General features: G+C 59.8%; 18 protein-coding genes and 1 other RNA gene. 12 read left to right on the top strand and 7 right to left on the bottom strand.

Going from position 1 to position 23071, the window contains the following annotated elements:
* Nucleotides 1–293 precede the first annotated feature (293 nt).
* Nucleotides 294–698, top strand: coding sequence for a hypothetical protein (locus ACSBQS_RS07010; RefSeq protein WP_004931369.1), 405 nt, complete (start codon nt 294–296; stop codon nt 696–698).
* A 45-nt stretch (nt 699–743) separates the two neighbouring features.
* Here the strand turns inward: ACSBQS_RS07010 and menI are convergent, their stop codons facing one another.
* Together menI and ydiJ are read right to left on the bottom strand one after the other, a co-directional pair.
* On the bottom strand, nt 744–1160 hold the full coding sequence (gene menI / locus ACSBQS_RS07005; protein ID WP_016927938.1) for a 1,4-dihydroxy-2-naphthoyl-CoA hydrolase: 417 nt from the start codon (nt 1158–1160) through the stop codon (nt 744–746).
* A complete protein-coding gene (ydiJ, locus tag ACSBQS_RS07000) occupies nt 1157–4213 on the bottom strand; it encodes a D-2-hydroxyglutarate dehydrogenase YdiJ (RefSeq protein WP_434990069.1) in 3057 nt (1018 codons plus the stop codon). The genes menI and ydiJ overlap by 4 nt, the downstream gene beginning before the upstream one ends.
* Nucleotides 4214–4458: 245 nt before the next feature.
* Between ydiJ and ydiK the strand changes: the two genes are divergently transcribed.
* Both ydiK and rprA read left to right on the top strand, forming a co-directional pair.
* Nucleotides 4459–5559, top strand: a complete 1101-nt coding sequence (gene ydiK, locus ACSBQS_RS06995) for an AI-2E family transporter YdiK (RefSeq protein WP_117187489.1) — start codon at nt 4459–4461, stop codon at nt 5557–5559.
* 260 nt (nt 5560–5819) lie between these two features.
* An RNA gene (gene rprA / locus ACSBQS_RS06990) (antisense sRNA RprA) lies at nt 5820–5929 on the top strand.
* A 109-nt stretch (nt 5930–6038) separates the two neighbouring features.
* Here the strand turns inward: rprA and ppsA are convergent.
* On the bottom strand, nt 6039–8417 hold the full coding sequence (gene ppsA, locus ACSBQS_RS06985) for a phosphoenolpyruvate synthase (RefSeq protein WP_033642901.1): 2379 nt from the start codon (nt 8415–8417) through the stop codon (nt 6039–6041).
* A 458-nt stretch (nt 8418–8875) separates the two neighbouring features.
* Between ppsA and ppsR the strand changes: the two genes are divergently transcribed.
* From ppsR to ACSBQS_RS06940, 9 genes are all read left to right on the top strand, one after another.
* Complete coding sequence (gene ppsR, locus ACSBQS_RS06980) at nt 8876–9736, top strand: posphoenolpyruvate synthetase regulatory kinase/phosphorylase PpsR (protein ID WP_160880175.1); 861 nt, start codon at nt 8876–8878, stop codon at nt 9734–9736.
* Between the two features lie 196 nt (nt 9737–9932).
* Entirely contained in the window at nt 9933–10979 is a 1047-nt protein-coding gene (locus tag ACSBQS_RS06975) for a 3-deoxy-7-phosphoheptulonate synthase (protein ID WP_434990066.1), read from the top strand.
* Between the two features lie 105 nt (nt 10980–11084).
* Nucleotides 11085–11570: a glutathione peroxidase gene (locus ACSBQS_RS06970; protein WP_353440360.1), complete on the top strand. Its 486-nt coding sequence runs from the start codon at nt 11085–11087 to the stop codon at nt 11568–11570.
* A 172-nt stretch (nt 11571–11742) separates the two neighbouring features.
* Entirely contained in the window at nt 11743–11925 is a 183-nt protein-coding gene (gene hemP, locus ACSBQS_RS06965; protein WP_016927944.1) for a hemin uptake protein HemP, read from the top strand.
* A 94-nt stretch (nt 11926–12019) separates the two neighbouring features.
* Complete coding sequence (locus ACSBQS_RS06960; RefSeq protein ID WP_434990064.1) at nt 12020–14065, top strand: TonB-dependent hemoglobin/transferrin/lactoferrin family receptor; 2046 nt, start codon at nt 12020–12022, stop codon at nt 14063–14065.
* Between the two features lie 66 nt (nt 14066–14131).
* Entirely contained in the window at nt 14132–15169 is a 1038-nt protein-coding gene (locus tag ACSBQS_RS06955; RefSeq protein ID WP_033642896.1) for a hemin-degrading factor, read from the top strand.
* The gene (locus ACSBQS_RS06950) at nt 15166–15996 is read left to right on the top strand and encodes a heme/hemin ABC transporter substrate-binding protein (protein ID WP_434990062.1); all 831 of its coding nucleotides are present in this window, start codon (nt 15166–15168) and stop codon (nt 15994–15996) included. Before ACSBQS_RS06955 ends, ACSBQS_RS06950 begins: the two co-directional genes overlap by 4 nt.
* A complete protein-coding gene (locus ACSBQS_RS06945) occupies nt 15996–17000 on the top strand; it encodes a FecCD family ABC transporter permease (RefSeq protein ID WP_197666321.1) in 1005 nt (334 codons plus the stop codon). Before ACSBQS_RS06950 ends, ACSBQS_RS06945 begins: the two co-directional genes overlap by 1 nt.
* The gene (locus ACSBQS_RS06940; protein WP_033642893.1) at nt 16993–17778 is read left to right on the top strand and encodes a heme ABC transporter ATP-binding protein; all 786 of its coding nucleotides are present in this window, start codon (nt 16993–16995) and stop codon (nt 17776–17778) included. The genes ACSBQS_RS06945 and ACSBQS_RS06940 overlap by 8 nt, the downstream gene beginning before the upstream one ends.
* A 740-nt stretch (nt 17779–18518) precedes the next feature.
* Here the strand turns inward: ACSBQS_RS06940 and ACSBQS_RS06935 are convergent.
* The 4 genes from ACSBQS_RS06935 to ACSBQS_RS06920 all read right to left on the bottom strand — a co-directional run bounded on the left by ACSBQS_RS06935 (nt 18519) and on the right by ACSBQS_RS06920 (nt 22986).
* On the bottom strand, nt 18519–19961 hold the full coding sequence (locus tag ACSBQS_RS06935; RefSeq protein ID WP_197666322.1) for a protein adenylyltransferase SelO: 1443 nt from the start codon (nt 19959–19961) through the stop codon (nt 18519–18521).
* 244 nt (nt 19962–20205) lie between these two features.
* The gene (locus tag ACSBQS_RS06930; RefSeq protein WP_033642891.1) at nt 20206–20937 is read right to left on the bottom strand and encodes an EAL domain-containing protein; all 732 of its coding nucleotides are present in this window, start codon (nt 20935–20937) and stop codon (nt 20206–20208) included.
* A 511-nt stretch (nt 20938–21448) separates the two neighbouring features.
* Complete coding sequence (locus ACSBQS_RS06925) at nt 21449–22462, bottom strand: lipoate--protein ligase A (protein WP_046898508.1); 1014 nt, start codon at nt 22460–22462, stop codon at nt 21449–21451.
* 59 nt (nt 22463–22521) lie between these two features.
* Nucleotides 22522–22986: an NlpC/P60 family protein gene (locus ACSBQS_RS06920; protein ID WP_016927954.1), complete on the bottom strand. Its 465-nt coding sequence runs from the start codon at nt 22984–22986 to the stop codon at nt 22522–22524.
* Between the last annotated feature and the right edge of the window lie 85 nt (nt 22987–23071).

Raw genomic sequence — 23071 nt, 5'->3', positions numbered from 1 at the left:
ACTCCCCGGTGGCCCGTCAGCGTTACAGCGCCGCGGTGCGTTGCCGATCTAAACATTCATAGAAAATACCTATTTCTGCATTCTGTCTGTCGTAAATGTGCGTTTATCGGCATTTTGCGCCGCGGCGCAAGGCGCGGCCTTTAAGTTAAAGTTTAGTCGCTCTGGGTTAAGTTGGGCCGTCGATGGCCTTTTACCCCCATGGAATGAAAAAACGCCGCCACGGGGATTGATCGGCAACGCGGCAGTTTATATGATAATGATTATCATTCAATTTGAATTTGAGCGCGAAGCCAATGACTCTTTCGATTAACGCATGGTTGCTGGGCAAGATTGATGACTACAAATTCAGCGTGCGCGACGCCACGGTGGACTTTTATATGGCCGAAGCGGCGCTGCGCCGCCCGGAATGCAATATTGATCATCTGAAGCGGTACAACAGCGTCAGCCTCACCATGGCCAATCTTTGCCTGGAGAACGGCGATGATGACAGCTATCTGCACGCGCTCAGCAAGCTGCACAACCGGCTGATCGTCGAGATCAACAATCCGCAGCGCTGCCAGCTGTTTCGGGTGCAAAGCTACCACTTCGCCCGCCACACGCTGACGCTGATCTGCCAAAAATATGCGATGGAAGGCACCTGGGAGAAGGCGAACGCGTTTCAGAAGGACTTCGTCAAACGCGTGCCGTTTCAGCTGTAAAACGAAGCGCTCCGCAGGCCGATCGCCTGCGGAAACCGGCGGGGATCAGTCGATGACCGCCGTGGTCAGACGCGAGGTGCAGCACAGCCGATCGCGCGCGTCGAAGATCTCTATCTGCCACACCTGATGACGGCGGCCAACGTGCAGCGCGCGGCACACCCCGCGCACCTGGCCATCGAACACCGCCCGCAGGTGGTTGGCGTTGATCTCCAGCCCCACCACCTTCTGTTCGCCTTCGCTGCACAGGTAGCCGGCCATCGATCCCATCGATTCCGCCAGCACCACCGACGCCCCGCCGTGCAACAGCCCGAACGGCTGCCGGGTGCGGCCGTCCACCGGCATGGTGGCCTCCAGGAAATCCTCGCCCAGCTGAGTAAACTCGATGCCCACATGGCTGACCATGCAGCCGTCGCCGGCGCGGTTCAGCTGCTCCAGCGATGTTTCACGTTTCCACAATTTCACTCAATCATCTCCAGAAGTGCCTGTAATGGGTGTCGCACGCCATTGCCCTCAATGCGTTTCACCTGGCTGCGGCAGGAATAGCCGGTCGCCAGGCAGCGCTGACGCGGCAAACGCTGCAGCGTCGGATGCCATGATAGCTCATAAATGCCGAGCGAGTTTTGCAGGTTCTTGGCTTCATGGCCGTAAGTGCCGGCCATGCCGCAGCAGCCGACGCTGACGTTCTCCAGCCGGGCGCCGAAGCGGGCGAAGATCGCCGCCCACTGTTGGCCGCTGGCCGGCAGCGCGGTGGTTTCGGTGCAGTGACCGAACAGATACCAGGGTTCGCCGGTCGCCGGCTGTTCGGCGCGATCCGCGATCCGCTGTTGCAACCATTCATGCACCAGCTGCACCTGGAAATCGCCGCGCTCGGCGCCGAGGATCTCGCGGTATTCGTCGCGATAGCACAGCACCAGCGCCGGATCGACGCCCACCAGCGGCATGCCGAGCTGCGCCACGCGGTTGAGGAAATCGGCGGTTTTGCGCGCGGTGCGGGCGAACCGCGTCAGGAAGCCCTTCACATGCTGCGCCTTGCCGTTCGGCGAGAACGGCAGCAGCACCGGTTTATAACCGAGCTTTTCCACCAGCCGGACGAAATCCGCCACCACTTTGGCGTCGTAATAGCTGGTGAACGGATCCTGAACAATCAGCACGTGTTCTTCGCGTTGCTCGGCGTTCAACCCTTCCAACTGTTCCAGCGTCAGCGTGGTCGCCCGGTGGCCTGACAGCTGCTGACGCAGCGTCGGGCTGGACAACAGCGGCAGATCGACCATGCCGACGGCGTTGCGGCTCATCTCCCGCAGCCACGGCTGGCGGAAGAAGAAGTTGAACACCTTCGGCGCGCGGGCCATCAATGGGGTATAGCTCTCTACGCCGGCGACCATGTAGTCGCTCACCGGGCGCAGGTAGCGGGTATGGTAAAGCTGCAGGAAGCGCGAACGGAACCCCGGCACGTCAATTTTGATCGGGCACTGGGTGGAACAGGCCTTGCAGGCCAGACAGCCGGACATCGCCTCTTTCACTTCGTGCGAAAAGTCGTACTCGCCCTTGCCGGCATGCCAGCTGTTGCGGGTTTTCTCGATTAGACCGCGCAAGCTGAGGCGCTGCTGCGGCAGCTGTTTCTCCAGCGCCAACGGATCGACGCCCTGCTCGGCCAACAGACGCAGCCACTCGCGCACCAGCGTCGCCCGCCCTTTCGGCGAATGAATGCGGTTGCCGCTGATCTTCATCGACGGGCACATCGGGCTGCGCACGTCGAAGTTGAAGCACAGGCCGTTGCCGTTACACTCCAGCGCGCCGCGGAACGAGGTGCGCACCTCGACCGGGATCTGGCGATCGAAGGTGCCGCGTTTGACCGCATCCACCTGCATCATCGGCGCATCCACCGCCAGCGGCGCACAGATCTTGCCCGGGTTAAGACGGTTATCCGGATCGAACGCCGTCTTGATGCGGCGCAGCTCCTCGTACAGCGTTTCCCCGAAGAATTCAGGGCTGTACTCGGCGCGGAACCCCTTGCCATGCTCGCCCCACAGCAGGCCGCCGTATTTGGCGGTGAGCGCCACCACCCGATCGGAGATCTGCTTCATCAGCACTTCCTGCTGGGGATCGCACATGTCGAGCGCCGGACGCACGTGCAGCACCCCGGCATCGACGTGGCCGAACATGCCATAGCTCAGCTTGTGGTCGTCGAGCAGTTGGCGGAACTCGACGATATAGTCCGCCAGGTGCTGCGGCGGCACGCAAGTATCCTCGGCGAACGGGATCGGCTTGGCGCGCCCTTTGGCGTTGCCCAGCAGCCCGACCGCCTTCTTGCGCATGTTGTAAATGCGCTCGATGCCCGCCAGGTCGCCGCAGATCTGGTACCCGATCACGCCGGCCTGCCGCTGGGCGATCAGTTCATCCAGCCGTTGGCACAGGGTCTCCATCTGGCCGTCGATCAGCGCGCGATCGTCGCCGGCGAATTCGACGATGTTCAGCCCAAGCATCTCTTTATCCGGCACGTCGGCGATCAGTTCGCTTACCGAATGCCAAACAATATCTTCACGCGCCAGATTCAGCACCTTGGAGTCGATGGTTTCCACCGACAGCGCCTTGGCCTCGACCATAAAGGGCGCATTGCGCAGCGCCGAGTCGAAGGAGTCGTATTTCACGTTAACCAGACGACGCACCTTCGGCAGCGGCGTAATGTCCAGCCGCGCTTCGGTGATAAAGGCCAGCGTGCCTTCCGCACCGGTGAGGATGCGCGTCAGATCGAAGGTGTGCAGATCGTCGCTCAGCACGTGGCGCAGGTCGTAGCCGGTGAGGAAGCGGTTGAGTTTGGGAAATTTTTCCAGGATCAGCGCGCGCTGCTCGCGGCAGCGATTCAGCACCGTGCGGTAGATGCGCCCTTCGGCGGTCTCTTCCAGGGCAATCGTTTCCGCCAGCGCCGTCGGCATGGCGCGGGTGTCGATCATCTCGCCGCCCAGCAGCACCGCCCGCAGGCCCAACACGTGATCGGAGGTTTTACCGTATACCAGCGAGCCCTGGCCGGAGGCGTCGGTGTTGATCATGCCGCCCAAGGTGGCGCGGTTGCTGGTGGACAGTTCCGGCGAGAAGAAGTAGCCGAACGGACGCAAATATTGATTCAGCTGATCCTTGATGACCCCGGCTTCGACTTTCACCCAGCCCTGTTCGACGTTGATCTCCAGAATGCGGTTCATATGACGCGACATATCGACCACGATGCCGGTATTGAGCGACTGACCGTTGGTGCCGGTGCCGCCGCCGCGCGGGCTGAAGGTCAGCGTATTGAAACGCTCTTCCCCCGCCAGGCGGGCGATCAGCGCCACGTCGGCGGTGGAACGGGGAAACACCACCGCATCGGGCAACAGCTGGTAAATGCTGTTGTCGGTGGCCATCGTCAGCCGGTCGGCGTAGCTGGTGGCGGTATCGCCGTTGAATCCGTTTTGCTTCAGTGCTTCCAAAAAGTCGAGCACCCGTTGAACGAGGCCGGGCGCCTGAGAAATCTGTGGGATCATTCGCTTTTTTGACCCTGTCCGTCTATTTTTTATGCGCTGATGTACGCTGAATCGGGCCTTTAATTCAGACCCACCCTATTTTTTAGTGACACTAAAAACTAACATACTCGTTTAGTGAAGGCATTCACATTATTACCGCCCTGCGAGCGCCGCCACAGGCGGCCGCCCGGCGGTGATAAACCGACCGACAGGCACCCCGATTCGCCGGTGCCAGGGATTTAATTGACCAGGATGAGAACCCACTGATGCCACTCCCGCAATCGCGTTACGACTTACCGCGAATTATTTTCGGCGTGCTGTTTATCGCCATCATGATCGTCGCCTGTTTCTGGGTGATCCAACCGTTCATTCTCGGCTTCGCCTGGGCGGGCATGGTGGTCATCGCCACCTGGCCGCTGCTGCTCAAACTGCAAAAGCTGCTGTGGGGCCGCCGCTCGCTGGCGGTGCTGGTCATGACCCTGCTGTTGATCCTGCTGTTCATTCTGCCCATCTCCCTGCTGATCAGCAGCGTGGTGGATAACAGCGCGCCGCTGATCGCCTGGGCCAGCTCGCCAGGCAAGCTGCATATTCCCGACCTCGCCTGGCTGCAATCCGTCCCGATGATCGGCGACAGGCTCTATACCAGCTACCATACGCTGGTTAACGCCGGCGGCGCCGCGCTGCTGGCGAAGGTACAGCCATACTTCGGCCAGACCGCCACCTGGTTCGTGGCGCAGGCGGCGCATATCGGCCGCCTGCTGCTGCACTGCGCGCTGATGCTGCTGTTCAGCGCCTTGTTGTACGCGCGCGGCGAACAGGTCGCGCTGGGTATCCGTCACTTTGCGGTGCGCCTCGGTTCCGCGCGCGGCGATGCGGCGGTGCTGCTGGGCGGCCAGGCGATCCGCGCGGTCGCGCTGGGCGTGGTAGTGACGGCACTGGTGCAGTCGGTGCTGGGCGGCATCGGTCTGGCGGTAAGCGGCATTCCGGCCGCCACCCTGTTGACGATGCTGATCTTCATCTGCTGTGTGGCGCAATTGGGGCCGCTGTTGGTGCTGGTGCCGGCCATCATTTGGCTGTACTGGCACGGCGACACCACCTGGGGCACCGTGCTGCTGGTCTGGAGCTGCGTGGTGGCCACGCTGGATAACGTGCTGCGCCCGGTGCTGATCCGCATGGGCGCCGATCTGCCGCTGCTGCTGATCCTGTCCGGCGTTATCGGCGGTTTGCTGGCCTTCGGCATGATCGGCCTGTTCATCGGCCCGGTGGTGTTGGCGGTGTCTTATCGCCTGCTGACCGCCTGGATGGATGAAGCGCCGGAGCCGACCACCGCGCCGGAGCAAGTGATCGAAGAACTGGAAAAACGTTAATCGCCCTCCCTTCCGCCCGCATCGCCGGGCGGAAGAGTTTCCCCTCTCACTACGCCTACCTCATTCGGGTAATATCTTCGCCAAATATAATGCCGTTGTTTATTGATTAAGGCGCGGCAAATGGAAAGGTGCAATGTAAATCCGTGTTTGCTGCAAAATGCAAAAAGAGATAACGCCCGCAAATAAATGGTGATACCGCTATCGATTAGGATGATTCTTAATGACTAGTCGCGTTCAAATATCTAGTATTATGGCCATCTATTGCTTCAAATCACTGATTTTAAAGCAACCTTTCTGAACAATGTAATGCCATACATGTGAATTGCTGTGTGTAGTCTTTGCCCATCTCCTACGATGGGCTTTTTTTTATTCTTTTTTCGCCAAATTGATTATTTAACGCGCCGTTATTTACATTCAGAAATAAAAAGGCCGCAGCGTAAACTGCGGCCGGGTATTAATGCCTTAGCAACGCCGAAGCCTTATTTCTTTTTCGACAAGTTGATCCAGGTCTGCACTACGGTATCCGGATTGAGCGACAGGCTATCGATGCCCTGCTCCATCAACCACTCGGCGAAGTCTTCATGGTCGGACGGCCCCTGGCCGCAGATACCGACGTATTTGCCGTGGCGTTTGGCCGCCTGGATCGCCATCGACAGCAGCGCTTTCACCGCGTCGTTGCGTTCGTCGAACAGTTCCGACACCACGCCGGAGTCGCGATCCAGCCCCAGCGCCAGCTGGGTCATGTCGTTGGAGCCGATGGAGAAGCCGTCGAAGTGCTCAAGGAACTGATCCGCGAGCAGCGCATTGGACGGGATCTCGCACATCATGATCACTTTCAGCCCGTTTTCGCCGCGCTTCAGCCCCTGACGCGCCAGCTCGGCCACCACCGCTTCCGCCTGCGCCACGGTGCGCACGAACGGCACCATGATTTCGACGTTGGTCAGCCCCATTTCGTTACGCACGCGTTTCACCGCTTCGCACTCCAGCGCGAAGCAATCGCGGAAGCTGTCGGCCACGTAGCGGCCGGCCCCGCGGAAGCCCAGCATCGGGTTCTCTTCGTGCGGTTCATACTTGTCGCCGCCCACCAGGTTGGCGTACTCGTTGGATTTGAAGTCGGACAGACGCACGATCACGCGCTTCGGCCAGAAGGCGGCGCCCAGCGTCGCGATCCCTTCGGTCAAACGACCGACGTAGAACTCGACCGGGTGGTCATAGCCCTGCATCAACGCGCGAATTTCGTTTTGCAACGCCGGCGTTTGCTGATCGAACTCCAGCAGCGCGCGCGGGTGCACGCCAATCATGCGGTTGATGATGAATTCCAGCCGCGCCAGGCCCACGCCTTCGTTCGGCAAACGCGCGAAGTCGAAAGCGCGATCCGGGTTGCCGACGTTCATCATGATCTTCAGCGGCAGATCCGGCAGTTCGGTCACTTCGGAGCTCTGCACGCTGAAGTCCAGCATGTCGCTGTAAACGAAGCCGGTGTCGCCTTCCGCACAGGATACGGTGACTTTCTGGCCGTCTTTCAGCACGTCGGTGGCGTGGCCACAGCCCACTACCGCCGGAATGCCCAGCTCACGGGCGATGATCGCCGCGTGGCAGGTGCGCCCGCCGCGGTTGGTGACGATCGCAGCGGCCTTCTTCATGATCGGCTCCCAGTCCGGGTCGGTCATGTCGGTCACCAGCACGTCGCCCGGCTGGATGCGATCCATTTCGCTGATATCGTGAATCACTTTCACCGGACCGGCGCCGATGCGATGACCGATGGCGCGGCCTTCCACCAGCACCGGGCTGGAGCCGTTCAGCTGATAGCGTTCCATGGTCTGTTCATTGGAGCGAACGGTCTCCGGGCGCGCCTGCACGATCAGCAGTTTGCCGGTGTGGCCGTCTTTCGCCCACTCGATATCCATCGGGCGGCCGTAATGTTTTTCGATCAGGATCGCTTGATGCGCCAGCGCCTGCACTTCGTCATCGGTCAGCGAGAACCGGCTGCGCTGCGCTTCCGGCACGTCTTCGATGCGCACCTGCTTGCCGTGATCCTGCGACGGCGCGTACACCATGCGGATTTTTTTCGAGCCCAGGTTGCGGCGCACGATCGCCGGCTTGCCTTTTTGCAACGTCGGCTTGTGCACATAGAACTCATCCGGGTTCACCGCGCCCTGCACCACCATCTCACCCAGACCGAAGGCGGAGGTGATGAACACCACCTGATCAAAGCCGGACTCGGTGTCGATGGTGAACATCACGCCCGAGGAGGCCAGATCGGAGCGCACCATGCGCTGTACGCCCGCCGACAGCGCGACGCCGCGGTGGTCGTAGCCCTGGTGCACGCGATAAGAGATGGCGCGGTCATTGAACAGCGACGCGAACACGTGCTTGATCGCCACCATCACGGCGTCGATGCCCTGCACGTTGAGGAAGGTTTCCTGCTGGCCGGCAAAGGAAGCGTCCGGCATGTCTTCCGCCGTGGCGGAGGAGCGCACCGCAAAGGAGGCTTCCGGTTCGCCGTCGGCGAGCTGTTGGTAAGCCTGATGAATTTCACGCTCGAACTCGGCGTGGAACGGCGTGTCGATCACCCATTGGCGGATCTGGGCACCGGCTTTGGCCAGTTGTGCAACGTCGTCAACGTCAGTCTGATCCAGTAACTGATAGATGCGCTGGTTAACACCGCTTTGTTCGAGGAAATCGTTAAACGCCTGCGCGGTGGTGGCAAAACCGTTCGGCACGGCCACGCCCAAATCGGAAAGATTGGTGATCATTTCACCGAGGGAAGCGTTTTTGCCGCCGACACGGTCAACGTCGTGCATGCCAAGCTGGTTGTACCAAAGCACATTACGCAAGTCTGGGCCATTGTTGGACATCGAGACAATCCTTATTGCTATCAGTAGGGTAAAGACGGATTTAATTCGCTTGCTTTACGGCGCCGCTAAACGCGGAGCCGAATCAGACTAGCACACTGATCCGGGGAAAATGGAAAGGTGAATCGATCAACCCACTGAAGAAAGTGGTTTTTAAGAGAATGTCCTAACCGGCTGATTTGCCTGGGAACCGTTCCCAAACGCACGAAAAGCTTAGTTCTCAACTAATTACGTTCTTTTTAAACTTCTGTTTTAACGACCGCGCAAACGCTACCGTTTTTGGTGAAAATAACGGCAAACTCGCGCTTCAGGTGGAAAAGCGCCGCTGGGCCGCACTTTTTATGGCCGCTAATCGCGCTTTCCGCCTGCGCCGCCGCATGGCGGTTTATCGCCCCGCCGTCACAATTTTTTCTCTCGCCCCTTTACCGACGGATCGTCTGCGGCCCATGATATTGACAGTGATGACAGCAGGAACACCGTTTTCAGGTAAGGAGCCTCGGGTGGAAAGAAGCGTTTTTTATATTTCGGATGGTACGGCGATCACCGCCGAAGTGCTGGGACACGCGGTGCTGTCGCAGTTCCCGGTCACGGCGACCACCTATACCCTGCCGTTTGTCGAAACCGAGGCCCGCGCACGCGCAGTTCGCCAGCAAATCGATGATATTTACCATGAAACCGGCGTGCGCCCGTTGGTGTTTTACTCCATCATCTCGCCGGAAGTGCGCGATGTGATCGTCCAGAGCCAGGGCTTCTGCCAGGATATCGTGCAGGCGCTGGTCGGCCCGCTGCAGGGCGAACTGGACGTGGAACCGACGCCGGTGCCGAACCGCACCCACGGCCTGACCGCCAGCAACCTCGGCAAGTACGACGCCCGCATCGCCGCCATCGACTATACTCTGGCGCACGATGACGGCATTTCGCTGCGCAACCTCGATCAGGCGCAGGTGATCCTGCTCGGCGTCTCGCGCTGCGGCAAAACCCCCACCAGCCTCTATCTGGCGATGCAGTTCGGCATCCGCGCCGCCAACTACCCGTTTATCGCCGACGATATGGACAATTTGCATCTGCCGGCCTCGCTGAAACCGTTTCAGCATAAATTATTCGGCCTGACCATCGATCCGGAGCGCCTGGCGGCGATCCGTGAAGAGCGGCGCGAAAACAGCCGTTACGCCTCCTTGCGCCAGTGCCGCATGGAAATCGCCGAGGTCGAGGCGCTGTTCCGCAAAAACCAGATCCGCTACCTCAACACCACCAACTATTCGGTCGAAGAGATCTCCACCAAAATCCTCGATATCCTCGGCATGAGCCGCCGCATGTTCTGATCTTTCCCTGCGGGGCCATCGCGCCCCGCCGCCTGCCGTTTATTTCAGCAGTAGCTGATTTTTTTGTGCTTTTTTTCGCGGCTTTGATCAACAGAACGCAATCTCTACGGTTGAATTCAGCGCTTTTTGCGTTATTGTGATCGCCATCACTTCCCGGCGCTCCTGCCGCAGAGAAGAACAGTTTCCAGGGAACAACATGCACAAAACAGATGAACTGCGGACCGCGCGCATCGACAGCCTCGTCACACCGCAAGCGTTGGCGGATAAGCTGCCGATCTCGGCGGCCGTCGCCGATAACGTGACAGCGTCACGTAAACGCATTGAAAAAATCCTTACCGGTGAAGACCGCCGCCTGCTGGTGGTGATCGGCCCCTGCTCCATCCACGATCTCGACGCCGCCGTCGATTACGCCGGCCGGCTGAACGCCCTGCGCGAACGCTATCAGGATCGCCTGGAGATCGTGATGCGCACCTACTTCGAAAAACCGCGCACCGTTGTCGGCTGGAAAGGCCTGATCTCCGATCCGGCGCTGGACGGCACCTTCCAGGTCAACCGCGGCATCGAAATGGCGCGCCGCCTGCTGCTGGAGGTGAACCAGCTCGGCCTGCCGACCGCCACCGAATTCCTGGACATGGTCGTCGGCCAATACATCGCCGATCTGATCAGCTGGGGCGCCATCGGCGCGCGCACCACCGAAAGCCAGATCCACCGTGAAATGGCCTCGGCGCTCTCCTGCCCGGTCGGCTTCAAAAACGGCACCGACGGCAACACCCGCATCGCCATCGACGCCATTCGCGCGGCGCGCGCCGGGCACATGTTCCTGTCGCCGGACAAACATGGTCAGATGACCATCTACCAGACCAGCGGCAACCCGTACGGCCACATCATCATGCGCGGCGGCAAAACGCCGAACTACCACTCCAGCGATATCGCCGCCGCCTGTGACAGCCTGCGTGAATTCGATCTGCCGGAGCACCTGGTGATCGACTTCAGCCACGGCAACTGCCAGAAGATGCATCGCCGTCAGTTGGAAGTGGCCGACAATGTCTGCCAGCAGATCCGCGCCGGCTCTGCCGCCATCACCGGCGTGATGGCGGAAAGCTTCCTGGTGGAAGGCACGCAGAAAATCGTCGCCGGCCAGCCGCTGACCTATGGCCAGTCGATCACCGATCCTTGCCTGAGCTGGTCCGACAGCGAACAGCTGCTGGCGATGCTGGCGGATGCCATCGATAGCCGCTTCTAGCCTATCGCAGGCCGGGGCCACGCCCCGGCTTTATCTCCCCTGTTTCGCTCATCTATACTGATCGCAATCCTTTAACACCCGCCGCAACGCACTGGGAGCCCCGGCATGATTCACTCTCTGTTATCCATCCCCTGCGTCACGCTGCAGGGCGAGCAAAAAACGCTGGGCGATTTCCCGGCGCGCGCTTACCTGGTGGTCAACACCGCCAGCAAGTGCGGCTTCACCCCGCAATACCGCGGGCTGGAAAATTTGTGGCAATACTATCGCGAACGCGGGTTGATGGTGCTCGGCTTCCCTTGCAACCAGTTTGGTGCTCAGGAGCCGGGCAGTCCGCTTGAGATCGCCAATTTTTGCAGCCTCAACTACGGCGTCAGTTTCCCGCTGTTCAACAAAATAGAGGTCAACGGCCCCGGCGCCCATCCGCTGTTCAACGAACTGAAACGCCTGGCGCCCGGCATTCTGGGCAGCCGCCGCATCAAATGGAATTTCACCAAATTCCTGCTCACCGCCGATGGTCAACGTGTCACGCGCTTTGCGCCGATCACCAAACCTGAGCGTCTGTTCGACCGTATCGAAACCCTGCTGAAATAATCCCCTCTTTTTTACGGGCCGAGCGCGTTCGGCCCGTCGCCGGATGTCCGTTCGGCAAAAAGGTTCCATCGGTAAGAAAATTTTCCTTGATGTAACCTTTCCATCACATGATAATGATTCTCAATTTGATATTAATTACCATTTAATGGTCTGTTTTATAAGCACAAAGATGATGGATACTGCCAACACGCCAACTCCCGCCGCCGCGGCCCCGACCGAACACAGCGCAAACGCGCCGCCCAGCTACGACAGCGCACAGCTGCTCGGCGCCGACGGCATCGCGTTCATTACCCATCAGGGCCAGCGCTATCAACTGCGGCAGACCAAGGCAGGGAAATTGATCCTGACCAAATAACCACAGCATCCTCAAACGCCAGCCACCCCGATCTTGTGATCCAGGCAGCCAGCAAATCTATTGATATGTTTCATTACATACGGAGAGTTGCACCATGCCTCTGACATTTTCCACCCGGCTGCGTTTTTCCGCGTTGAGTCTGGCGATTGCCTGCGCTCTGCCTACGGTGGCCTTGGCACAAAACACCAGCACGACACCCTCTTCCTCCCCCGCGACGCCGGCCAAAAAAGCCAAAGCCGCTGACGAAACCATGACCGTGGTCGCCACCGGCAATCAGCGCAGCAGCTTTGAAGCGCCGATGATGGTGACGGTCATCGAAGGCAGTTCGCCGGAAAGCCAGACCGCCACCTCGGCTGCCGATATGCTGCGTCGCGTGCCGGGTATTACTGTCAACGGCACCGGGCGCAGCAACGGTCAGGACGTCAGCATCCGTGGCTATGGCAAAAACGGCGTGCTGACGCTGGTCGACGGCATCCGCCAGGGCACCGATACCGGCCACATCGGTGGCACCTTCCTCGATCCGGCGCTGGTAAAACGCATTGAAATCGTGCGCGGCCCTTCTGCCCTGCTGTATGGCAGCGGTGCGCTGGGCGGCGTCATAGCCTACGAGACCGTCGATGCCGCCGATCTGCTGTTGCCGGGCCACGATAGCGGGTTCCGCGTCTACGGCACCGCCGGCAGCGGCGATCACAGCTTGGGCATGGGCGCCAGCGCCTACGGCAAGACCGATAACCTCGACGGTCTGCTGTCGTTCGGCACCCGCGACGTCGGCAATCTGCGCCAGGGCAATGGCTTCGATGCCCCCAACGACGAAACCATCAACAACGTGCTGGCCAAAGGCACCTGGAAGATCGACGACAACCAGTCATTGAGCGGCGATCTGCGCTACTACAACAACAGCGCCCAAGAGCCGAAAAACCCGCAGACACCGGACAGCTCGAGCGGCAACCCGATGACCAACCGCTCCACCATCCAGCGTGATGCGGCATTGAGCTATAAACTCAAACCGGTCGACCAGGATTGGCTGGATACCACCGCCAAGCTCTACACCTCGGAAGTCAAAATCAATGCGCACAACGCCAGCGTGACCGACGAATTCCGCAAACAGACCACCAACGGCGCCAAGTTGGAAAACCGCACGCGCCTGTTCACCGACAGCTTCGCGTCACACCTGCTGACCTATGGTTCCGAGGTTTATCAACAGAAACAACGTCCAGGCGGCGCCACCACCAGCTTCCCGCAAGCTAAAATCAACTTTGCCTCCGGCTGGCTGCAGGATGAAATTACGCTGCGCGACATACCGGTCACCGTGCTGGCCGGCACCCGCTATGACGATTACAAGGGCAGCAGCCAGGGTCATGAAGACGTCAAAGCCGACAAATGGTCTTCACGCGGTGGCCTGAGCTATTCACCGACCGATTGGTTGATGCTGTTCGGCTCCTATTCCCAGGCCTTCCGCGCCCCAACGATGGGAGAGATGTACAACGATTCGCGCCACTTCCCCGGCAATTATTGGGTGCCTAACCCGAATCTGCGACCGGAAACCACCAGCACGACAGAAGCCGGTTTCGGCCTGCGCTTCGACGATCTGCTGATGGCGGATGACAGCCTGCAATTCAAGGCCAGTTACTTCGATACCGACGCCAAAGACTACATCTTCATGTATGTGACTCGCACACAGACTGCCTCTGCAAATATCTCTCGCGCCAAGATTTGGGGTTGGGACACCTCACTGAATTATCAGACCAAGTGGTTTAACTGGGATCTGGCTTACAACCGCACACGTGGTAAGGACAAGTCTCGTAATGGCGAGCTGAACGCGAAAAGCGGCGACTGGCTGGCCGACATCAATCCGGACACCGTCACCAGCTCGCTGGATGTCCCGCTGGGCGAAACCGGTCTGTCCGCCGGTTGGGTCGCCACCTTCGCCGAACGCGCCACCCGCGTGCAGACGGGGACGCCGGAGCAAGGCGGCTACGGGGTTAACGACTTCTATCTGAGCTACAAAGGCCGCGACCGTCTGCAGGGCGTCACCACCACCGTGGTGCTGGGCAACGCCTTCGACAAAGAGTACTACTCGCCGCAGGGCGTCCCGCAGGATGGCCGCAACGCCAAACTGCTGGTCAGCTACCAGTGGTGATCATTTGACTATCTGGCGGACATCCGGTGTGTCCGCCATTCGCATCACAGCGCAGGAGAATCCCGCATGAGCAACACCCTGTACGAACGTTACCAACAGGCTAAAATCGACCATCCCGGCAAATACGCCCGCGATCTGGCGGCGATCCTTGGCGTCAGCGAAGCGGAACTGACGCACGCCCGCGTTGGCCACGACGCCCGCCGCCTGCAGGCCGACGCCCGCACGTTGCTGACCGAACTCGAGCAAGTGGGCGTCACCAAGTCCATCACCCGCAACAGCTATGCGGTGCATGAGCAGATGGGGCGCTACCGCAACCAGCACCTCAACGGCCACGCCGGGCTGATCCTCAACCCGCGCGAGCTGGATCTGCGCCTGTTCCTCAACCACTGGACCAGCGTCTTCGCCATGAGCGAAACCAACAAGCGCGGCGTGCGCCACAGCATTCAGTTCTTTGACCCGCAGGGCGATGCGCTGCACAAGGTCTACACCACCGAGGAAACCGATCTGCCGGCCTGGATGGCGCTGGTGGAACGCCACCTGAGCGAAGAAAACCCGGCGCTGGCGCTGCAGCCCGCCGAGGCGGCCACCTCCGATGAAGCCACGCAGGATCAGGCCAAAATCGACGCTGAATGGCGCGCGATGACCGACGTCCACCAGTTCTTCCAGCTGCTGAGCCGCAATAAGCTGACGCGCCAGCAGGCCTTCCGCGCCGTCGGCGACGATCTGGCCTATCAGGTGGACAACAGCGCGCTGTCGCAACTGCTGGAGGCGGCGCAGCAACAGCAAAATGAGATCATGATCTTCGTCGGCAACCGTGGCTGCGTGCAGATTTTCACCGGCCAGATCGAACGCTTGATGCCGCAGGAAGGCTGGATCAACGTGTTCAACCGCCGCTTCACGCTGCACCTGATTGAAAACGCCATCGCCGAAAGCTGGATCACCCGCAAACCGACCAAAGACGGCATCGTCACCAGCCTGGAGCTGTTCGCCGCAGATGGCACGCAGATCGCGCAGCTGTATGGCCAGCGCACCGAAGGCCAACCGGAACAAACCCAGTGGCGCGAGCAGGTCGCCGCGCTCGCCGCCAAGGACATCGCCGCATGAAATCCTCCTTGATCCGCCGCCTGGCGTTGATGGTGACGCTGACGCTGCCGCTCACCGCCGCCGCCGCACAGCGCATCGTCTCGATCGGCGGCGACGTGACGGAAATCGCCTTTGCGCTCGGCGCCGGCGACGACGTGATCGCCCGCGACAGCACCAGCCTGCATCCGGAAGCGGCGAAAAAGCTGCCGGACGTCGGCTACATGCGCCAGCTGAACGCCGAAGGCATTCTGGCGCTGAAACCGACGCTGGTGCTGACGACCGAGCTGGCGCAGCCGGCGCTGGTGCTCAAACAACTGGCGGACAGCGGCGTCAAGGTCGTCAGCGTGCCGGGTGACACCACCCTGCAGGCGGTGCCGCAAAAAATCGCCGCGATCGCCGCCGCGCTGCAGCGTGATGAGCAAGGCAAGCAGTTGAGCGAGCGCTATCAACAGCAGCTGGCGGCGGTCGATACCACTCCGCTGCCGGTCAAGGTGCTGTTTGTGATGAGCCACGGCGGCATTACGCCGATGGCGGCCGGGCAACACACCGCCGCCGACGCGGTGATCGCCGCCGCCGGACTGAAAAACGCCATGCAGGGCTTTGACCGCTACCGCCCGCTGTCGCAGGAAGGCGTCATCGCCAGCGCGCCGGACCTGTTGCTGGTCACCACCGACGGCGTGCGCACCCTCGGCGGCGAACAGCAGCTGTGGACGCTGCCGGGTCTGGCGTTGACGCCGGCAGGCAAGCAGCGTCGCGTGCTGATCGTCGATGACATGGCGCTGCTGGGCTTCGGTCTGGAAACGCCGGCTGCGCTGGCCAAACTGCGCCACGCGGCGGAGCAAAAGTAATGCGCTGTCGCACCTCGCCTCAGTTAGCCATCATCGGCCTGCTGGTGCTGCTGACGCTGCTGGCGCTGGTCGCCGCTAACCTGGGCGCGCTGACGCTGTCGTTTGGCACCCTGTGGCGCGAACCCTTTAGCGACGCCGCCTGGCACATCTGGATCAACATTCGTCTGCCGCGCGTGCTGTTGGCGGTGGTGATCGGCTGTGCGCTGGCGGTATCCGGCGCGGTAATGCAGGGGCTGTTCCGCAATCCGCTGGCGGATCCGAGCCTGCTGGGCATCAGCAGCGGCGGCGCGCTGTTTGTCGCGCTGTTCATCGTGATGCCGCTGGCGTTGCCGGTGACGATCGCGTTGTATGGCCACATGCTGGCGGCGTTCCTCGGCAGCCTGCTGGTATCGCTGTTGATCTACGGCATCAGCCGCAGCGGGCACGGCAATCTGTCGCGGCTGCTGCTGGCGGGCATCGCGATCAACGCCTTGTGCATGGCGGCCATCGGCGTGCTCTCCTACATCAGCAGCGATCAACAGCTGCGCCAATTCTCGCTGTGGATGATGGGCAGCCTCAGCCAGTCGCAATGGCCGACGCTGGCCGTTTCCGCCTCGCTGATCCTGCCCACGGCGCTGCTGACGCTGCTGCAGGCGCGTCGTCTGAACCTGTTACAGCTGGGGGACGAAGAGGCACACTACCTCGGCGTGAACGTTCAGCGCGCCAAGCTGCAGCTGCTGCTGTTGAGCGCCCTGTTGATCGGCGCGGCGGTGGCGATGAGCGGCGTGATCGGCTTCGTCGGTCTGGTGGTGCCGCATCTGGTGCGCATGCGCCTCGGCGGGGATCACCGCTGGCTGTTGCCCTGCTCCGCCCTGGGCGGCGCCTGCCTGTTACTGGTCAGCGACACGCTGGCGCGCACGCTGGTGGCGCCGGCCGAAATGCCGGTGGGATTGATGACCAGCCTGATCGGCGGCCCTTACTTCTTGTGGCTGGTGGTGCGCCAGCGGGAGCGAACCAGTGGATAACGCCGCCAACCTCACGGCCCGGGAGTTGCGCTACAGCCTCGGTACGCGCCGCTTGATCAACGATGTTTCGCTCAGCCTCGCCGGCGGTGAAATGGTGGCGATTATCGGCCCTAACGGCGCCGGCAAATCGACGCTGCTGCGTTTGCTGACCGGCTATTTGACGCCGGACTGCGGCGAATGCCGGCTGCTTGGCCGCCCGCTGGAACACTGGGCGCCGCAGCAGTTGGCCAAAGTCCGAGCCGTGATGCGTCAATACAGCGATCTGGCGTTCCCCTTCAGCGTGGAAGAAGTGGTCAGCATGGGACGCGCGCCGCACGGCAAACGCGACGAGCACCAGGCGATCCAACAGGTGATGGCGCAGACCGATTGCCTGGCGCTGGCGCAGCGCGACTATCGTCAGCTGTCCGGCGGCGAACAGCAGCGGGTGCAACTGGCGCGGGTATTGGCGCAGCTGTGGCAGCCGCAGCCGTCCCCCGCCTGGCTGTTCCTCGACGAGCCGACTTCGGCGCTGGATCTTTACCACCAGCAGCATACCCTGCGCCTGCTGCGCTCGTTGACGCGCCAACAGCCGCTGGGCGTCTGCTGTGTGCTGCACGATCTCAATCTGGCGGCGCTGTACGCCGACCGCATCCTGCTGTTGCATCAGGGGCGTCTGGTGGCGAGCGGCACACCGCAGGAAGTGTTGCAGACGGAAATCCTCACCCGCTGGTACCAGGCCGATCTCGGCGTGATTCATCATCCCGAAGTGTCGTTGCCGCAGGTCTATCTGCGCCAATGAAACGTTCAAGGGCGCCATGAGGCGTAATGCCGCTCAGTTAATCCTGAGTGGCATTTTTTTATCCAGCCTCTGGGCGTTCTGTGCAGGGGAATTGCCGTAAATGTCCCGCATTTCTCTGTGGCCAATATGAACGGCAATTGGAGGGGCCGATGGCGCGGCCCCTCCACCCGCGCCTTCGCCTAACACCGTCTGTCCGCTATGCGGATACCCTCGCCGCGTCTGCATTGTCGGGCGGGTCGGCTGCGACAAACGTCCCTGTTAGTCTCGCCTCAACCGGCCTTCCCTGGCCGGTTGCCCCTGACAACGCCGTCTTGCTCGGCAGCCGGTGATGCGAGCCCAAGGTCAACACCTGAGCTGGCTGCTACCGGGAAATCTGTCGCTTATGAGGTTGTGGTAGAGAAGTTGGAGATGAGCGCGGTGTTGGGCGCCCTTGAAGACGCCGAACGCAGGCATAGCGCATTAGGAGAAACCGCCATGGACGGCGGTTTCAGGTGAGACAGGCAGGGACGCCTGTCGCAACCGGCCTCAATGCGCTATGGCGGAGAGAGGGCAGTTGGCAAAGCCAACCGTCTGACAGGGCAAAGGCGCGGGTTGCCAGGAGCCGCGCCTTCGGCCCCTGGCTCGGTCGAGGTGCGTGAGCCACATGAGGCATCTCACTTTTATCGACCGAAAATTTCACGAACGCCTGCATAAAAACGCTAACTGACCAGCATTACGCCATGAGGCGCCCTTTTTTCATCTCAGCTGGAGCAGGAAATCTCCAGATGTTTGCCCCAGTCCGGCGGCAGCGCGGCGAGATCGTCATACTCCGGCGCATCGTCGAACGGCCGCAGCAAGGCCTGATGCAACCGCTGCAAACGGCCGACGTCGTCTTTCTCCGCATCCTCAATCGCTTGCTGGGCCAGGTAGTTGCGCAGGATCAGCCGCGGGTTCACCGCCTTCATCGCCCGTTGCCGCTCCGCGTCGCTGACCTGCTCCTGCTGCAAACGCTGACGATATTGCTGATACCAGGCGTCGAAGGCCGCGCGGTCGATAAACTCATCGCGCAGCGGCGACTGCGCCTGTTGCTGTTCGGTTTCGCTCAACAGGCGGAACGTGCGGGTATAGTCCCGCCTTTCCTGGGCCATCAGGCTCAACAGGCCGGTCAGCACGTCGTTATCCTGCGCCGTCGGCGTGAAGAAGCCCAGTTTGGCGCGCATCTGTTCGCCATAGGCGCGCATCAACGCCGGTTCATACGCCGCCAACGCCTGCTGCAACTGTTCGGCAGTCATCAGCCCCGACAAGGTTTGCGCCAGGCGATGCAGGTTCCATAGCGCCACCGCCGGTTGATTATCAAAGGCGTAACGCCCTTGATGGTCGGAATGGTTACAGATATAGCCGGGCTGATAGTCATCGAGGAAGCCGTAAGGGCCGTAATCGATGGTGATGCCGAGAATCGACATGTTGTCGGTGTTCATCACGCCGTGGGCGAATCCGACGGTTTGCCAATGGGCGATCAGGCGCGCCGTGCGTTCGACCACGTCGGTAAACCACAACAGGTAACGATCGGCCTGATCCTGCAACTGCGGCCAGTGACGGGCGATGACGAAATCCGCCAGCTGCCGCACCTGCTCCGGCTGTTTGCGGTAATAAAAGTGTTCGAAGTGACCGAAGCGCACATGGCTTTCCGCCACCCGCAGCAGCATCGCGCCGCGTTCCGGCTGCTCGCGGTATACCGGTTGTTGACTGGTGACAATAGTTAACGCACGCGTGGTGGGGATCCCCAGATGGTGCAACGCCTCAGAGGCCAGAAACTCGCGGACAACCGAACGCAGCACCGCGCGGCCATCCCCCATGCGTGAATACGGCGTCAGCCCGGCGCCCTTCAGGTGCCAGTCGCGGTGACTGCCGTCCGCCAGGACTTGTTCGCCCAGCAAAATGCCGCGCCCATCGCCCAGTTGCCCGGCCCAGACGCCGAACTGGTGGCCACTGTACACCTGCGCCAACGGCTGCATGCCCGGCAGCAGCGTTTCCCCCGCCCAAATCGGGGTTTTATCCTGAGTAAACCAACTTTCATCCAGCCCCAGCTCGCGCGCCAGCGGCTCACTGTGGTACAGCAGGCGCGCATCCTTGAGCGGCGTCGGGTTCAGGGCGGTGTAAAAACCGGGTAATTGTTGGTAGTAAGCGTTATCGAATTGCGGCATAGGCCCTCCGTTTCAGCGTAGTGTAGAGCCTGAACGGGAGGATTAACACCGAAGGAATGCAGGGAGAACGCATCCGCCTGTCGCCAGAACGGATGCGGGAGGTTTCGCGTGAGGAAACGCGCTGAACGTCGGCTGACAAACGCGGTTATCAGCAAAACGTGGGGGAATAACGGCGACTGAATCACGCTAAACATCACCCCGTCGCTTATTTACCTCATTGTGTGTAGTTTTTTTGTATCACTTCTTAATTATTGAACTCGCTGGGCATCGCCAGCAAAGCTTGCAGATTATCCACACCAACGCTGGGCCATAAAAAACCTTGCAGGCCTAAAACACCGGCGTATCTGAGTTTATTAAAGTACTCTTTTTTCTCTATTCCTCCGACGATCACGCCTTTACACAACAGGTTGATATTCTTTAACAACGAGTCGATGACCACGTCATACCCCTGATGGGTAAACAGCTGCCAGTAAAAACGCTTGTCTATCTTTACGTAGTCAAACAAACCATCGTACAACGCGGTCAGCGTGGCTTTACCGGAACCGAAATCATCGAGCCACAGCGTAAACAATTCGCTTAATCGCCGCACGCTCGTATTGTTCTTTCCGGCAGAAAGATTCGGAAAACTCTCACTCATTTCAAATGCAATAAAAGGATATTGCCGGATCCTCTGGCACAAGGCCGGATCGGAAAGAATAAGCTCGACGATGGTTTCTTCGATATTGATGGTCAACTGCACGCTGTTACCGGTAAACCAGGCCGCATGCTGCTCCGCCAGTCTCAATTGCTCATTAAATAACTCAATCCTTTGTTCAGGCGCCAATAAATTAATCCCAATTTCGGCCGGCATGGCTAAATCACCGTCGAGACTGTTGAAACGGCTCAACATTTCCACCGCCAACAGCCCGCCCTCCATTGAGTAAACAGGTTGAAAAACATAGCTACTAATAAAGTCAGCTTCGAGTTGGATGTTCATTTTAATGCCACAGGATGAATGGCTAGCGTATCATCGTATATCAATATATTTTATCGATCAATCCTTCTGGGATTAATCGGAAATATCAATGCAAATGCTCGTAAAATATCATTTAATTGATAGATTAAAGCTATACGACAATCGCGAACGGCGCAAAGAAAAGCAGCCGCACTTACGCCAGTTTTCTCGTTCGGCGCGTGATGCGAAAAGATATTTGGCTTAAGTGGAATGGATTTGAGGCCAAATTTGACTTATCTCCTTTGTTTTAATTAAGAAAAATCCTAAATAAAGTAAAATAATCTTTCTGACTTAACGCCAATTTTTCCGGCCGTTAACGATGACTGATTAAATTTAATAACGCATCAATTCCGCCCGTTATTCGCAGCATTGAAAACCTGAAAAAATGCCCACCTTGATTTTCAGAAAATCTGCACTACGCCCAGCGAAACGTCGCTTTCAGCGATAAAAAAAGGGATGAGCACGCTCATCCCCTCGCAGCCAGACCGCCCGGCTAGCGGATGGTATCGCTCAGCCATTGCCGCAGCTCGGTCAATTCAGCCGCCTGTTGCGGATAGGCCGCCACCAGACGGTCGCAGCAGGCGGCGACGGGCTCACTGCGATACGCGCAGCCCACCAGCATGTCCGCCAACCGCTGTAGCGGAGCCGGATTCAGGCTGTCGGTGAATACCTGCGCACGAACAATTGTCCCCTTCTCGACATCAAAGAACAGGTCCACACCACCCCAGACGAAGCGTTCATTTAGCAGATGGCTGAACGCCGGCGCCTTGCCGAAATTCCATTCCCAACTGCTCTGTTTGGCAAACTGCGCGGCAAAATCGGGCAGATCGGGGAATACATCCGGCGAAATGATCTCCGGCTCGGCCGTCTCGCCATAGTGGGCGAAGAAGGCCTGCACGATCGCCTCACACACCTGCTCATGGCTGATGCCCGGCAAAAACTCCGCCAGGTTGGCGACGCGCGAACGCACCGAGGTGATGCCCTTGGCCTGCAGTTTTTTGGGATCCGGATTGAGGTAGTCCGCCAGCCGCTCCAGATCGGCATTCAGCAGCAGCGTGCCGTGGTGGAAACCGCGATCCTGCGTTTCGCGATAGGCGGAGCCGGATATTTTGCGCGGCCCATCGGCAGTTTCCATCACCAGGTCATTGCGCCCCGATGCGCCGGCCGTTACGCCCAACTGCCGCAACGCTTGCAGAATGATGTTCGTGGAGACGCTTTTATCGTACCCCGGCTTGCCGGCCATAAAGGTGAAACAGGTGTTGCCCAAATCGTGGAATACCGCCCCACCGCCGCTGCTGCGCCGCGCCAGCCGAATGCCATCCTGTTCCATACGCCGGGTGTTGCACTCTTTCCAGGGGTTCTGCGACTGGCCGATCACCACCGTTTCGGCATTGCGCCACAGGAAGAGGATTTTTTGCGTGGTCATTTCGCGGAAGATGCACTCTTCCACCGCCAGGTTGAACCAGGGATCGTAGGAGTCGGAGATCAGTAAACGCAAACTGTTCATGGCAGGCACCGTTCAAAACACGTGATGCCGCCATGATACACCAAATCAACGGGTTAAGGCTAAATGCGCCGCGCCTGCCAGTACACCCGTTTCCAGTAAACGTTATCGAGCGAGGAGCGGATCACCCCGCGGCTGGTCGAAGCGTGGATAAATTGGTCGTTGGTATCGTAAATGCCAACGTGCAGACCGTTCTCACCGCCGCCGGTTTTGAAAAACACCAGATCGCCCGGCATCAGTTCGTCGCGCGAGACCTTGGTGCCCAGCGAGGTTTGCTCTTCGGTCGAACGGGGCAGCTGCATATCGAAGCGATCGCGGAACGTGCGGTAAACAAAGCCGGAGCAATCCACGCCGCCGCGATCCAGGCCACCGTAACGGTATGGCGTGCCGTACCACTGGCGCAGTTGTTCATTGAGCTGAGCCACCACCACGATAGAATCCGCCAGGCGGCCGCTGGGTGGCGGCGCATGGCTGCTGCAACCGGCGAGGATTAAACTGGCTAATAAAAACCACACACGCATCCGCATAATATCCCTTCATTGAACACGTTGCCGCATTATGCCATTCGGTACACCACTACACTGCCTGCGAGGCAAAGCCGGCACCACGTAA

Origin of the sequence: Serratia sp. H402Y (genome assembly GCF_051172415.1) — a bacterium.
Taxonomy (GTDB): Bacteria; Pseudomonadota; Gammaproteobacteria; order Enterobacterales; family Enterobacteriaceae; genus Serratia; species Serratia ureilytica.
Note: the sequence above shows the minus strand (reverse complement) of the source record. Positions and strands in the feature narration are given on the sequence as shown.

Excerpts from the sequence above, each read along its gene's own strand:
- ACSBQS_RS07010 (WP_004931369.1), top strand. The coding sequence starts at position 294 with ATGACTCTTTCGATTAACGCATGGTTGCTGGGCAAGATTGATGACTAC.
- ydiJ (WP_434990069.1), bottom strand. The coding sequence starts at position 4,213 with ATGATCCCACAGATTTCTCAGGCGCCCGGCCTCGTTCAACGGGTGCTC.
- ydiK (WP_117187489.1), top strand. The coding sequence starts at position 4,459 with ATGCCACTCCCGCAATCGCGTTACGACTTACCGCGAATTATTTTCGGC.
- ppsA (WP_033642901.1), bottom strand. The coding sequence starts at position 8,417 with ATGTCCAACAATGGCCCAGACTTGCGTAATGTGCTTTGGTACAACCAG.
- ppsR (WP_160880175.1), top strand. The coding sequence starts at position 8,876 with ATGACAGCAGGAACACCGTTTTCAGGTAAGGAGCCTCGGGTGGAAAGA.
- ACSBQS_RS06975 (WP_434990066.1), top strand. The coding sequence starts at position 9,933 with ATGCACAAAACAGATGAACTGCGGACCGCGCGCATCGACAGCCTCGTC.
- ACSBQS_RS06970 (WP_353440360.1), top strand. The coding sequence starts at position 11,085 with ATGATTCACTCTCTGTTATCCATCCCCTGCGTCACGCTGCAGGGCGAG.
- hemP (WP_016927944.1), top strand. The coding sequence starts at position 11,743 with ATGGATACTGCCAACACGCCAACTCCCGCCGCCGCGGCCCCGACCGAA.
- ACSBQS_RS06960 (WP_434990064.1), top strand. The coding sequence starts at position 12,020 with ATGCCTCTGACATTTTCCACCCGGCTGCGTTTTTCCGCGTTGAGTCTG.
- ACSBQS_RS06955 (WP_033642896.1), top strand. The coding sequence starts at position 14,132 with ATGAGCAACACCCTGTACGAACGTTACCAACAGGCTAAAATCGACCAT.
- ACSBQS_RS06950 (WP_434990062.1), top strand. The coding sequence starts at position 15,166 with ATGAAATCCTCCTTGATCCGCCGCCTGGCGTTGATGGTGACGCTGACG.
- ACSBQS_RS06945 (WP_197666321.1), top strand. The coding sequence starts at position 15,996 with ATGCGCTGTCGCACCTCGCCTCAGTTAGCCATCATCGGCCTGCTGGTG.
- ACSBQS_RS06935 (WP_197666322.1), bottom strand. The coding sequence starts at position 19,961 with ATGCCGCAATTCGATAACGCTTACTACCAACAATTACCCGGTTTTTAC.
- ACSBQS_RS06930 (WP_033642891.1), bottom strand. The coding sequence starts at position 20,937 with ATGAACATCCAACTCGAAGCTGACTTTATTAGTAGCTATGTTTTTCAA.
- ACSBQS_RS06925 (WP_046898508.1), bottom strand. The coding sequence starts at position 22,462 with ATGAACAGTTTGCGTTTACTGATCTCCGACTCCTACGATCCCTGGTTC.
- ACSBQS_RS06920 (WP_016927954.1), bottom strand. The coding sequence starts at position 22,986 with ATGCGGATGCGTGTGTGGTTTTTATTAGCCAGTTTAATCCTCGCCGGT.